This window comes from Streptomyces ossamyceticus (assembly GCF_001418475.1).
Classification (GTDB): Bacteria; Actinomycetota; Actinomycetes; order Streptomycetales; family Streptomycetaceae; genus Streptomyces; species Streptomyces ossamyceticus.
Window position 1 is genome coordinate 1 of record NZ_LIQX01000367.1, and the last position, 13,139, is coordinate 13,139.

The window sequence follows — 13,139 nt, forward strand, 5'->3', positions numbered from 1 at the left end:
TCCGTGGGAGAAGGAGCGGCGTCCGGTGCCTGCTCTCGCCGTGCCGCGTGGAAGTCCTCGTAGCGGCGCCAGGTGGGCTTCCACGCGGTGCGGCGAGTGGGGGTACCCCCTGCTCGAAGAGCTTGGGGGAGTGCCGGGGGCCGTGACGCCGCGGAGATCCGTCAGAAGGGCCCTAGGCCCGCCGGAGAGAGCGGTGGCTTCATGCCTGGTCGGGCCGGGTTCTCTTCGGCCGCGCAGGCCCCGTTCCGCCGGCCCCGCAGCGCTGCGGCCCCTCACCCTTCGCGTCGGTCACCCCGGCATCGGGTTGCCAGAACATGACCTTCCGGAGCCGAGTCGGGTGTGTTCGTCCTGTTCCGAACAGGACTTGTGGGTTCCTACACTAGGGGCCCAGTCACGGAGCGTCGGGGGGCATACGTGCAAGGAGCCGGTCTGGCCAGAGGGGGGAGTAGCCCTTACTTCTTCCTCAGTTACGCGCACACACCGAGTCATGACTCGAGTGGCGGCGACCCCAATGTGTGGGTGAAGAAGCTGTTCGACGGTCTGTGCGAGCACATCATGGGGCTGACCGACCTGCCCCGGGGGGCGAAGGTCGGGTTCCTGGACCAGAAGATGTCGGTCGGCACCAAGTGGACCGACGAGTTGTCCATGAATCTCGCGCGCTGCAAGGTGTTCGTCCCGCTGTACTCGCCGCGCTACTTCACGAGCCAGCAGTGCGGCCGTGAGTGGTGGGCGTTCTCGCAACGCCAGGTCACCCAGCGGGCGCGCGGCGGTCCCGCGCGGGAGAACACGATCATCCCGGCGTTATGGGTGCCGGTGGAACCGGCCCAGATGCCCCAGGTGGCGAGGGACCTGCAGTTCAACCACGCCACCTTCGGGCAGGACTACGCGGACGAGGGCTTCTACGGGCTGACCAAGCTCCGCTACTTCCGGGACGAGTACGAGCGGGCCGTGTACCGGCTGGCCAAGGAGATCGTGCGGGTGGCGGGCGAGGCCACGTTGGAGGAAGGCAAGATCTCCAAGGAGTACGAGTCCCTGCCGGCCGCCTTCGGCTCGGACGAGCGGCCGCCGGAGTTCGACATATCCGTGCTCGCCTGCACCCGTTCGGATCTGCCGCAGGGCCGCAAGCCGGACTTCTACGGGGACCAGCCGCATGACTGGAACCCCTACCACCCGGAGTCCACCCTGCCGTTGGGCGATCACGCGGCGGAGCTCGTCCGCACCAGGAACTACAAGGTCAACGTCGGTGTGCTCGACGAGAGCGCGCGGATGTTCCACGAGGGCGGGCCGAAGGCGCCCGGACTGATGCTGCTCGACCGCTGGGCGCTGGAGTCACAGCGGAGCAGGGAGCTGGTGGGCAGGCTGTGCGGGGAGCAGCGGCCCTGGATCAGCGTCATGACTCCGCGGCACAAGGACGACGTCGTGACCGCCGAGCGGGAACGTGAGCTGGACGAGCTCACCTACCGCACGCTCGTGTCCCGCATGACGGACCGGGCCGGCCACTACTCGGCCAACGGCAGCATCCGTGACCTGGACTCCTTCGGCAACGAGCTGCACCGGGCCGTGACGTCGGCCGTCCACTACTACTGGGAGAACGTCGAGACCTATCCACCGGAGGGACCACCGAGCGAGCCTCCACGGCTGAGGGGGCCCGACCTGGGTTAGCGAGCCCCGGGTGACGGACCCCGGCAGCACCACCTGGCACGACCACCGAAAGGCGCGCGACGAGCGAGGCCGAGAGAGGCCGACAGGGCGGAGGGCATGAGCATGACCAAGAGCCGCAACGGCACCGTGATCACGTTCTACTCGTACAAGGGCGGCACCGGGCGGACCATGGCGCTCGCCAACGTGGCCTGGATCCTGGCCGCGAACGGACATCGTGTCCTGGCCGTGGACTGGGACCTGGAGGCGCCGGGCCTGCACAAGTTCTTCCACCCCTTCCTCGACGCCCAGTTGCTGCGGGGGACCCCCGGACTGATCAACCTGATCGACGACTACCGCCGCGAGGCGCTGCGCAACCTGCCCGACCGGGCGTCGGACTGGCACCGCCACTACGCCCGGGTCAGGCCGCACGCGCTGTCATTGGACTGGGCGTTCCCCGAGGGCGGCAGCCTGGACTTCCTGTCCGCGGGCAAACGGCACCGGGACTACCCGATCGTCGGCAACATGGACTGGGACCGCTTCTACGCCAGCTACGGCGGCGGCCAGTTCTTCGACGCGATGCGCGACGACATGCAGCGCTACTACGACTACACGCTGATCGACAGCCGGACGGGCCTGAGCGACCTCGCGGACATCTGCACCGTGCAGATGCCGAACACCCTGGTCGTCTGCTACACGCTGAGCGAGCAGAGCATCGAGGGTGCCGCCGCCGTCGCGCAGGACATCAAGGAACTGCACGGCGAGAAGGGCATCCGCATCCTGCCCGTCGCCATGCGCATCGACCTCGGCGAGAAGGACAAGCTGGACGCCGGCCGCGCCCGCGCCAGAGAACGCTTCTCGGGACTGCCCTCCGGCCTGAACGCCGACCAGATGGCCGACTACTGGGCGAGCACGGAGATCCTCTACCAGCCGTACTACGCGTACGAGGAGATCCTCGCGGCCTTCGGGGACCCGCCGAAGTCGGCCAACTCCATGCTGAGCGCCTGCGAACGGCTCACCTCCGTGATCACCGAGGAGCGGGTCACCAAGCTGCCGCCGATCAGTGAGGCGAAGCGGGCCCAGTACAAGGCCGCGTACACCCGGCAGCGGCCGGTGCCCCTGTCCCAGTTGACGCTCTACTACGTCTCCGAGGACCGGATGTGGGTGGACTGGCTGGAGTCGGTGCTGCGCGGTGCCGGTTTCGAGGTCGTGCCGAAGAACGTCCAGACGATGCCGACGGCGGAGATCGGCGCCGAGGCCATGCCCGGCGGGGCGCACCGGGTGCTGGCGGTGCTCTCGCCCAGCTTCGTCGACTCCCGTCGGGCGCGGGTCGCCTGGGAGGCGGCGGTGCACTCCGGCGGCTCGGAGAAGCGGCAGCAGCCGGTGTCGATCCGTGTCGACGACGTGCAGATCAGCCTGCCGTTCGCCGGCCGGAGCGTCATCGACCTCAAGGGCCTCAACGAGACCCAGGCGTACAGCGCCCTGCTGAACGGCCTCGACCGCCCCGAAGCGGTCTCCACCGTCTCCCCCAGCTCACGCGGCCTGCGCTTCCCCAGTGTGGGCAGGCGCGTCTCCAACGTCCCCGCCCGCTACCGGTGGTTCACCGGCCGCTCCACCATCCTGGACAAACTGCGCGAGCAGTTGACCACGAACCGCCCCGGTCAGCGCGTGCCGCAGGTGCTGCACGGCCTCGGCGGTGTGGGCAAGACACAGCTCGCCCGTGAGTACGCCCACCGGTTCATGGCGGACTACGACGTGGTGTGGTGGGTCGACGCCGAGCAGCCCGAACTCGTCATGCCGAAGCTGGCGGCGCTCGCGCAGCACCTCGGCCTCGGTGTGGTTGAGGACGTCAAGGAGGCGGCCGAGTCGGTGATCCAGGCGCTGCGGGAGGGGGAACCGTTCAACCGCTGGCTGTTGATCTTCGACAACGTCGAGGACCTCGACAAGGTGCTGAACAAGTTCCCGGAGTACACCGGTCCCGTCCCCGAGCACGTCTACGGCCACCTCCTGGCCACCACCCGCACCCGGCCCACCCTGCCGAAGGTCCAGCCGCTGGAGGTGGAGGTCTTCACCCGCGAGGAGAGCGTGGAGCACCTGTGCCGCCGGGTGCCGGGGCTGAGCGAGGAGGACGGTGGGCTGGTCGCCGACGCGGTGGGTGACCTGCCGCTCGCCATCGAGGTCGCGGCGGCCTGGCTGGAGGCGACGGCCACACCCGTCGAGGAGTACATCGAGCAGTTGCGCGAGCAGTCCACCCAGGTGCTCTCCGTCAAGGAGGCGGTGGAGGCCGTGGAGTACCCGAGGTCCGTGGGCGCCACGTGGAACATCTCCATCAACCGCCTGCGGGACGAGTCACCGGCCGCCGCCCGCCTCCTCGAACTCTGCGCGTTCTTCTCGGCCGAGCCCATCTCGATGAGCCTCATCGGCAGCGACGCGATGATCAAGGCACTGCTGCCGTACGACCGGGACCTGCGCGCCCGCTACATGCTGGGCCGGGTCACCCAGGCACTGAACCGTTTCGCCCTCGCCAAGGTCGACTCGACCGACAACTCGATCCAGGTGCACCGCCTCGTCCAGGCCGCCGTCCGCGACGGCATGGACGCGGTGAAGTACGACGACACCATCCATGAGGTGCACCGCATCCTGGCCGCAGCCCGACCGCCCGAAGAGGCCCTGGACGACCCCGCCCAGTGGCCGGGCTTCGAGGTGATCTGGCCGCATCTGACGCCGTCCAACATCCGCAACTGCTCGGAGGAGGACCCGCGGCAGCTGATGGTCTACCGCGTCCGCTACCTGTGGAAGCGCGGTGACCTGCACGCGGCCCGCACCCTGAGCAGCCAGCTCAACGAGTTCTGGTCGGGCGAGTTCCGGGACGCGAACGACGAGCCCGTCAACGACGAGCAGATCCTCAATCTCCGCTTCGAACTGGCGAACGTGCTGCGTTCGCAGGGCCAGTACCAGGAGGCCCTCGACCTCGACGAGAAGACCCTCGCCGACCAGCGGGAACTCCTCGGCGACGACCACCCGAGCATCCTGATCACCTCCGGCAGTTTCGCCGCCGACCTGCGCGCGGTGGGCCGCTTCAAGGAGGCCCTCGACCTGGATCAGCTGATCTACCGGGGCTTCCGTGAGATCTTCGGCGAGGATCACCCTCGTACCTTGTCGGCCGCGAACAACCTCGCCATCGACTACCGGCTGTCCGGCGACAGCGAGGCCGCCCGGCAACTCGACGAGGACACCGTCCGCCGCCGTACCGCGCTGCTCGGGCCGCTGCACCCGTACACCCTCACCACCAAGGGTCATCACGCGCGTGACCTGCGGGAACTGGGCGACTACAAGAACTCGGTGGAGATCCTTCGCGAGGTCCGCGAGGGCTTCAAGCAGGTCCTGAACCCGAACGTGCCCGAGGTGCTGCGGGTCGACAAGAGCCTCGCGGTCTCCCTGCGCAAGGACGGCCAGATCGCGGAGGCGCTGCGCATCACCCAGGAGACCTCGGAGACGTACGCCCTGTACCGCGACCGCTACGGCAGCAACCTCCCCGAGGCCCTGGCCTGCGGGCTCAACCTCGCGGCGGACTACTTCGCCACGGATGCCGAGAACGGGGCCGCGCGGGCGGTCGAACTGGTCAACGAGGTACTGGAGGGTTACAAGACCTCCTTCGGCCCCGAGCACCCGTTCGTCATGTACTGCCTCAACAACCTGTCCATCTACCACCGGGCGCTGGGCGAGGTGGAGAAGGCCGCCGAGTTGAGCAAGGAGGCACGAGACGCCTTGGCTGAGGACCTCGGGGAGGGCCACCCGGCGGTGCTCTGCGCGGGGGTCAATCTCGCCAACGCCTACGGGGAGATGGGCATGTACGACCGTGCCGAGCACTGGGAGCGGCTGGCCGTCGAGGGGCTGCGCCGCCGCTTCGGCCCCACCCATCCCGACGTGCTGGTCAGCATCGGCAATCTCTCGATCACCCTGCGGGACATGCAGCGCCAGGAGGAAGCCGAGCGGCTCCAGCAGCAGACGGAGTCCCGCGCGTCCGTGCTGTTGGGCGACACCCATCCCGTCACCGAGTCCGTCCGTGTCTGGCGCCGGGTGGGCAGGGACCTGGAGCCGCAGCAGACCTGAGCACCGGGGAGGTCCGCAGGCCGGCGCTCCCCGGAGCGCCGGCCTCCCGCACGGCCCAGCTCATGGCCTGACTCACGGCTCCTAGTTCACGGCCCAGCTCAGCACCCGGGTCAGGACCCGCAGCGCGCCGAAGTGGGCGGCGCCCCGCTCGACCTCGACCTCCGCGTCCGGGATGTGCCGGCCCAGCCAGCGGGTGTGTTCGACGGGGGCGAAGATGTCGTCCTCGCCGTGCCAGAGCTTCACCGGCGTGTTGATCCGGCCCAGATCGAACCCCCACCCCGTGCTGAACGCCATCACGTCGTCCACCCAGCCGTCGGGGGAACTGCGCAGGCCCTCCGCGAAGTTGCGGACCAGCATGTCCTGGATGCCGGCGTCCGCGACGATCCACCGGTCCGACTCGGGAAGCCCGCCGGCCATCTCGGCGACGGACGCGGCCGGGTCGGCGAGGATCGACCGCGAGCGGCGCCCGAGGGTCGCGGTCACCCGGTTGCGGCCGATGGCGGCGTTCACGTACTCGCGCACGTTCGACTCGGTCATGCCGTCGAACCAGTGCAGTCCGGGCGCGTCCCGCGGGGCGAGGCTCACCAGGGCCGCAGCCCGAGTCGTACGGTCCGGCAGCAGCGCGGCGCAGGCCAGTGCGTGCGGGGCGCCGCCCGAGCGGCCGACCACGGCGAAACGGCCGATGCCGAGCGCGTCCGCGATGTGCCGGACATCGGCGGCGGCCGCGCTGACGGTACGGCCCGGCAGCCGGTCGGAGTCGCCGTACCCGGGCCGGTCGAAAGTGATCAGCCGGACGCCCAGCTGGTACAGCACCCGTTCACGCGGAGCGGGCCCGAACCTGCTGCCCGGTGTGCCGTGCAGCAGGAACACCGGTCGGCCGGCGGGATGCCCGCCGTCGTTGATCGACAGGCGCCGACCGTCCGAGGTACGCACCGTGAGTTGCATTCGCCATCCCCTGTCGTCCCGTCCCGCCCGTGTGCCCCGCCAATCCCCGCCCCCGCCGGTCGTCAACCACCACGGCGGGCAAGGTCTTCGGGACATGCCCGACGTCGGCGGTGGACATCTTCGGGGGAGCCCATGCCCGTGAGCACCCCGCGAGGCGGACGCCCGGCGCGGAGTGGTGTGCGGCACGCGTGCGCCGCGGGGCGGGCAGGTGTCGTACGGCTGGGTGCGGTCGTCCTGGCCGACCGGGTCGTACGGAGTGGCGCGGCCGGTCGAGGCGTGCCGGCGTACGGCTCGGCGTCGTCGTCGTACGGCGTGGGAACGGGCACGGCGGGACCACGTGCTGGTCTGCCACGTGCTGGTCTTCCACGTGCTCTTCGGTCACATGCCCGGTCGTCACGTGCTCTGTCGTCACGTGCCCGGTCGACACATGCTGTTCGGTCACGCGCGCCGTCGGCGCGGGTGTCTGCGCACAGGCCTCAGCTGCCGTGTCCGGTGACGTTCTGTCGGCCCGCGGCTGCGTCCCCCTCACCGGTGGACGCCCGTGCTGGTCGCCAACTCCCCCATCCAGCCAGTATGCAACCGGACGGCCACGCGGCCCAGACCGCGCGCGCTACACCGCGGCGAGCGGTGCGCCCTCTCGCCATTTGAGGATCTTGTCGAAGCTCACCACGGCGCCGCCACGGCCGGGTTTGTTGCCGATGTGGACGTGGTCGGCGAGTTCGCGGATCAGGCAGAGGCCGCGGCCGTTCTCGTCGTCGGCGTGGGCCTGGCGGGGCGGCTGGCGGTGCGGGAAGCCGGGGCCAGAGTCGGCGACCTCGATACGGCACTTCTCGCCGTCGAGGTACGCGGTGACCCGGTACGCCTCGGACGTGCTGCCCGACGGGGCGGCGCCCCCGTGCTCCACGGCGTTGGCGCAGGCTTCACTGAGGGCGACGGAGAGGTCGTACGAGACGTCCGGGTCGACGCCCGCCGTCTCCATCGTGCCGAGCAGCAGCCGCCGGGCGAGCGGCACGCTCGCAGCATCACGCCGCAAATGGAGTGACCACCAGATGCTCATGCTCCAGCCTCCCGGCCGCGGCTCGACATACCGTTACGTATTGCCACCGAGACGGGCGCGCAATCGCCCGGAACCGGTCCCGCCGCCCATACGGCGGATGCGGCCTCGTCACATTCGGTGTATGCGGACGAAACCCTTCCGAATCCCTCACCACTTCCACACCTCGGGGCACGGGAATACGGCCCGCGGGAACCGGGTGCCGGGTACCGGGTGCCGGGATGCCGTGTCGGCGGGACGTCACGAGGAATGGGACGAAATGCCCGACCAGTACTTTTGGGGTCACTCGGTGCGCGACGGTCCACCGTGCCGAGGCTCCTCCCCTCCCTCCGGCGCCGTTCCGCCGTATGAACACCGGTCCCTCCCGCCCCGTACCTCAGCGTGGGAACCCGGCGCTCCCCCGACCGGACCTCGATGGGATGATGACCCCGCCATGAAAGCCCGCACACGCACCGGAGGTGATCTCCGGTTTCTACGGGCCGCGGTGTTCGCCGCGGTCTGCGTCGTGCTGGCCGGCGCGGGCCACGCGCTCGCCTCGTGCGCGGCCGTTCCGCTGTGGAGCCTTGGTGTCGGATTCGTCGGCGTCTTCGCCGTCGCCGCCGCCCTGGCCGGCAGGGAACGCTCACTGCCGGGGATCGCGGCCCTGCTCGCCGTGGGTCAGACCGTGCTGCACACCCTCTTCGGGCTCGGCCAGCACGGCGCGGGGGCCACGTCCAAGGCCACCGCCGCCATGGACGCGGCGCTCGTCGAACGCGCCGCACGACTCGTCTGCGGGGCCACCGCTGCGGCCATGAGCCCCGCCGAGGCCCGGCGGATCCTCCTCGACGCGGGGCTCGGCGGCACGTACGCCACGCACCACCCCGCGGACGCCATGACGACCGCGCCGGACTCCTCGGCGGCCGTCCTGCCGTCGCTGCCCATGCTGCTCGGTCACGTCCTCGCGGCCGTCGCCGCCGGGTGGCTGCTCCGCCACGGCGACCTCGCGCTGCTGCGCCTCGCCCGGCTGACGGCCCACGAGCCGCTCGTACGGTCGCTGCGGGGGGCGCTCGCACTCGCGCGGGCCCTGCGGTCGGGGCTCCCGGGCGCGCCGGACGCCGTATCGCGCGCCTCTCGCCCGGCGTACGCGACGCCACCGGCCCCGTGTACGAGCGCGCTCCAGCACACGGTGATCCGACGCGGCCCTCCGACCGCCGCGCTCACCCTCGCCGCCTGACACGACGACGGCCCAGTCGCACTCACACTCCACGTACTGCCTGCACACGGCTCGGCAGCGCGGGGCTCCACCGCCTCGCGTCGCCTCGCCGCGCATCGCACCGGGGGGCGAGTCGGGGACGTCGGCGTGCGGCGCACGCACGCGCGCGTGCGGTCGCGGTTGTGGGTGCGGGCGTGGGTGTGGGTGCGGTGCGAGCGTGGCTCGATCCGCGCTCCTCGCGCCTCCCCTCAACTGGTCATGACACGCGTTCCCCTTCCGTCCTTTTCTCTACTCATTCACCGTGGAGTGTCACCAGTCATGAAGGCCTCTCGTATCGCCGCCGTCGGCGCCCTTGCCGGTTGCGCCGTCCTCGTCCTGTCCGGTCCCGCGTTCGCGCACGTCAGCGTCGCGGCGGAGGGCACGGCGGCGAAGGGCGGGTACGCGACCGTCAACTTCAAGGTCCCGAACGAGCGCGACAACGCCTCCACCACCAAGGTCGAGGTGAACTTCCCGACCGACCACCCGCTCGCCTCGGCCCAGCCGGAGGCCGTCCCCGGCTGGAAGATCAAGGTCACCCGCGCCAAGCTCGACAAGCCGATCGAACTGCACGGCGAGCAGATCGACGAGGCCGTGTCCAAGGTCACCTGGACCGCCACCGGCAAGGGCATCGAGCCGGGCTACTTCCAGAAGTTCCCGCTCTCCCTGGGCCAGCTCCCCGAGGACACCGACGAACTGGTCTTCAAGGCGCTGCAGACGTACTCCAACAAGGAGGTCGTCCGCTGGATCGAGGTCCCGCAGAAGGGGCAGGAGGAGCCCGAGCACCCGGCGCCGGTGCTCGCGCTGTCCGCCGCGTCCGGCGACCACCACGGCTCGTCCACCGCCGCCTCGGACGAGTCGGAGGACGCGAAGAACGCGAAGGACGCCGAGGCCGCCTCGAAGGAGACCGCGGCCGAGCCCGCCGACAGCAGTGACACCACGGCGCGCGTGCTCGCCGTCGTCGGCATCGTCGTCGGCGCCGCGGGCGTGGCGTACGGCGTGCTCGCCGGCCGTCGGCGCACCGAGGCCTGAGACCCGGCCTCTCGGCTCGCTTCCCTCCTCACCCCTCCCCGGCGCGCACGCGGTCGTCGTACGGCGTGTGTGTCCACCGTCGCGGCGCCCCCCGGTGCGCGCCGGGGCTCGAACCACCTGGGACATTTCCATATGCACACGAATACGAAGATGACGAACACGCAGGACACGCAGGACACGGAGAACACGGAGAACACGGAGAACACGATGAGGACGAGGAAGGCGAGGAAGACCTACGCGGTCGGTGCCCTGCTCGTCGCGGCCGTCCTCGGGCTCTCCGCCTGCGGCAGCGAGGACGCGTCCACGACGGCCGTCGCCGAGGTCTCCGAGACCGGGCCGACCAAGGCGTCCACGGTTCTCGACCGGCCGTTCGTCAAGCCGGACCTGGTGCTCACCGACACCCAGGGCAAGTCGTACGACCTCCGCAAGGAGACCGAGGGCAAGCCGACGTTGATCTACTTCGGCTACACCAACTGCCCCGACGTGTGCCCGCTGACCATGAACAACATCGCGGTCGCGAAGAAGGAGGTCTCGAGGAAGCTGCCGAAGTCGGAGCTGGCGGACCTCCGGATCGTCTTCGTCACCACCGACCCGGAGCGGGACACCCCGGCAGAGCTCCGCAAGTGGCTCAAGGGCATCGACCCCGAGATCGTCGGTCTGACCGGCGACTTCAACAAGATCCAGGCCGGTGCGCTCAAGCTCGGCATCTCCATCGCCCCGCCGACCAAGGACGAGAACGGCAAGCCCGTCTCGGAGCACGGCACCCAGGTCATCGCGTTCTCGCCGAAGACCGACGGGGGCTATGTGTTGTACGACAAGAGCGCGACCGTGCAGGACTACGAGAAGGACCTGCCGAAGCTGCTCAAGGGCGCGAAGCCGTGAGGGTGCGTGCGGCGAGGGTCGCTGTGCGCGTGACCGGTGGAATCGTGGCCGGCGGGCTCGCGCTGACCGGGTGCGGCTCGTCGGGCTCCTCCGGCTCCTCCGCGGCCGAGCTGTCCGTGAAGGCGGCGTACATGCCGCAGCCGGTCACCGACTCCATGGCGGCCGGATACCTCGTCATCGAGAACAAGGGCGGCCGGGCGGACGAGCTCACCTCCGTGACCAGCGACCTCGCTCAGGAGGTCACCGTCCACGAGACGGCCGGGCAGGCGATGAAGCAGGTCTCGGCGCTGAAGGTGCCCGCCGGTGGTGAACTCGTCCTCCAGAGCGGCGGAAACCACCTGATGTTCGAGAACCTGAAGCGCAAGCCGAAGGAAGGCGAGACGGTGTCCCTGCGGTTGCACTTCACCAAGTCCAAGGCCATCACGGTCGAGATGCCCGTGAAGTCGGCGACGTACCAGCCGACGACCGGTCACTGAGGGAGGGAACCCCGTTGAGGCCCTTGAACGGGTTGCGGCCGTCGCGCCGGCCGAGACCGTCCAGCGAGGTACGGCGGTCCGGGGTCGCGAGGCGGCCGGAGGGCGTGCGGCGGTCCAGAGCGGCCTGGCGGTCGCGGGGCATGCGGCGGTCCGGTGCCGCGAGGCGGCCGGCCGGTGGTACTGCGCCGTCGTCGAACCGGCTGAGGGCGTTGCTTCTGCTGCTGCTCGCCACGGTCACGGCGGTGCTCGCCGGTGCCGTGCCGGTCTCCGCGCACGCCGCGCTCACCGGCAGCGACCCGCAGCAGGGGTCGGTGGTCCAGGAGGCACCGTCCCAGATCTCGCTCACCTTCTCCGAGAAGGTCGCGACGTCCGACGGCTCGGTGCGCGTGTACGACCCCAAGGGCAAGCAGGTCGACACCGGTGACGTCGTCGACCTGGGCGGCAACAGCTACGGGGTGAAGCTGCGCCCCGGACAACCCGACGGCACCTTCACCGTCACCTACCAGGTGGTCTCGGCGGACAGCCATCCCGTCTCCGGCGCCTTCACCTTCTCCGTGGGGGCACCCTCGAAGACGACGGTCCCCGTGCCGGGCCAGGAGGCCGGCGGCGGAGTCGTCGGTGGGCTCTACGGGTTCGCTCGCTATCTGTCGTACGCCGGTTTCATCCTGCTGGTCGGTGGTGCCGCGTTCGTCCTGGCCTGCTGGCAGCGCGGCGCCGGGGTACGGCCCGTGCAGCGGCTCGTGGTCTCCGGGTGGCTCACGCTCGCCGTGGCCACCCTCGCCATGCTGCTCCTGCGCGGCTCGTACACCGGCTCCGGCAAGCTCGGCGACATCTTCGACATGGACCTGCTGAGCGATGTCCTCCAGACGAAGACGGGCGCCGCCCTCATCTCCCGTCTGCTGCTGCTCGCCGCGGCGGCCCTCTTCATCGCGGTCCTCTTCGGCGCGTACGCCCGGCGGGACGAGGAGAACGACGACGAGAACGACGACGAGGGCGTCAAGGACGTCGAGGAGAGCGAAGGAGCAGAAGAGGGCGAGGAGGGTGTCGAGGAGGGCGTCGAGGAGGGCGTCCGGGAGGCGGACGTCACGAAGGGTGTGGGTTCCGAGGACGACGACGAGCCCTCCGAGGCCGACGACGGCTCCTACCAGCGGGACCTCACCTTCGGGCTGGCCATCGGTGGTGGCGTCGTCGCCGCCGGGCTCGCCGCGAGCTGGGCGATGGCCGAGCACGCCTCGACCGGTCTTCAGGCGGGCCTCGCGATGCCGCTCGACATCCTCCACCTGCTGGCGGTCGCCGCCTGGCTGGGCGGTCTGGCGACGCTGCTCGTCGCGCTGTTCCGGGCCCCCGCCGACGCGCAGATCGAGACCGCGGCCGTACGCCGGTTCTCGCGGGTCGCGTTCGGCAGCGTGCTGGTGCTGACGGCCACCGGGATCTACCAGTCCTGGCGGCAGGTGGGCACCTGGTCGGCGCTGACGGGCACGTCGTACGGGCAGTTGCTGCTCGTGAAGATCGGCCTGGTCGCCGTGCTGGTCGGCATCGCGTGGATCTCCCGCCGGTGGACCGCCCAGTTGGTGGAGGCACCGGCGCCGACGGAGGAGGACCGCGAGAAGGCCACGGGCGATGCGGTCGACGATGGCGCAGGCGCAGGCGCGGGTACCGCCGGTGCCAGCGATGGCGCGGGTACCGCCGGTGCCGGCGCAGGCGCAAGTACCACCGGCGATGACGCGGGCGAAGGCGCGGGTGTCGGCGGCGATGACGGTCGCGGCGACCC

The 13,139-nt window shown here is 70.4% G+C and carries 9 protein-coding genes; 7 read left to right on the plus strand and 2 right to left on the minus strand.

Annotated elements, in window-relative coordinates:
- Positions 1 to 414 precede the first annotated feature (414 nt).
- Complete coding sequence (locus tag AOK15_RS25610; RefSeq protein WP_240508590.1) at positions 415 to 1,662, plus strand: TIR-like protein FxsC; 1,248 nt, start codon at positions 415 to 417, stop codon at positions 1,660 to 1,662.
- Positions 1,663 to 1,764: 102 nt separating this feature from the next.
- Positions 1,765 to 5,751 (plus strand): FxSxx-COOH system tetratricopeptide repeat protein, encoded by a 3,987-nt coding sequence (gene fxsT / locus AOK15_RS25615; RefSeq protein WP_055520722.1) that lies wholly within the window; start codon positions 1,765 to 1,767, stop codon positions 5,749 to 5,751.
- A gap of 81 nt (positions 5,752 to 5,832) precedes the next feature.
- On the opposite strand, the gene AOK15_RS25620 is transcribed toward fxsT, so the two are convergent.
- Both AOK15_RS25620 and AOK15_RS25625 read right to left on the minus strand, forming a co-directional pair.
- Positions 5,833 to 6,696: an alpha/beta fold hydrolase gene (locus AOK15_RS25620; protein ID WP_055520715.1), complete on the minus strand. Its 864-nt coding sequence runs from the start codon at positions 6,694 to 6,696 to the stop codon at positions 5,833 to 5,835.
- Positions 6,697 to 7,306: 610 nt separating this feature from the next.
- Positions 7,307 to 7,753, minus strand: coding sequence for an ATP-binding protein (locus AOK15_RS25625; RefSeq protein WP_055520716.1), 447 nt, complete (start codon positions 7,751 to 7,753; stop codon positions 7,307 to 7,309).
- 430 nt (positions 7,754 to 8,183) lie between these two features.
- Between AOK15_RS25625 and AOK15_RS25630 the strand changes: the two genes are divergently transcribed.
- The 5 genes from AOK15_RS25630 to AOK15_RS42685 form a co-directional block, all read left to right on the plus strand.
- Positions 8,184 to 8,963 (plus strand): hypothetical protein, encoded by a 780-nt coding sequence (locus AOK15_RS25630; RefSeq protein WP_185093670.1) that lies wholly within the window; start codon positions 8,184 to 8,186, stop codon positions 8,961 to 8,963.
- Between the two features lie 297 nt (positions 8,964 to 9,260).
- A complete protein-coding gene (locus AOK15_RS25635; RefSeq protein WP_055520718.1) occupies positions 9,261 to 10,010 on the plus strand; it encodes a YcnI family copper-binding membrane protein in 750 nt (249 codons plus the stop codon).
- 207 nt (positions 10,011 to 10,217) lie between these two features.
- A complete protein-coding gene (locus AOK15_RS25640; RefSeq protein ID WP_055520723.1) occupies positions 10,218 to 10,892 on the plus strand; it encodes an SCO family protein in 675 nt (224 codons plus the stop codon).
- 23 nt (positions 10,893 to 10,915) lie between these two features.
- On the plus strand, positions 10,916 to 11,368 hold the full coding sequence (locus AOK15_RS25645; protein ID WP_420876971.1) for a copper chaperone PCu(A)C: 453 nt from the start codon (positions 10,916 to 10,918) through the stop codon (positions 11,366 to 11,368).
- Between the two features lie 140 nt (positions 11,369 to 11,508).
- On the plus strand, positions 11,509 to 13,139 hold a 1,631-nt coding region (locus tag AOK15_RS42685), incomplete at its 3' end, for a copper resistance CopC/CopD family protein (protein WP_079058699.1).

Excerpts from the sequence above, each read along its gene's own strand:
- fxsT (WP_055520722.1), top strand. The coding sequence starts at position 1,765 with ATGACCAAGAGCCGCAACGGCACCGTGATCACGTTCTACTCGTACAAG.
- AOK15_RS25620 (WP_055520715.1), bottom strand. The coding sequence starts at position 6,696 with ATGCAACTCACGGTGCGTACCTCGGACGGTCGGCGCCTGTCGATCAAC.
- AOK15_RS25625 (WP_055520716.1), bottom strand. The coding sequence starts at position 7,753 with ATGAGCATCTGGTGGTCACTCCATTTGCGGCGTGATGCTGCGAGCGTG.
- AOK15_RS25630 (WP_185093670.1), top strand. The coding sequence starts at position 8,184 with ATGAAAGCCCGCACACGCACCGGAGGTGATCTCCGGTTTCTACGGGCC.
- AOK15_RS25635 (WP_055520718.1), top strand. The coding sequence starts at position 9,261 with ATGAAGGCCTCTCGTATCGCCGCCGTCGGCGCCCTTGCCGGTTGCGCC.
- AOK15_RS25640 (WP_055520723.1), top strand. The coding sequence starts at position 10,218 with ATGAGGACGAGGAAGGCGAGGAAGACCTACGCGGTCGGTGCCCTGCTC.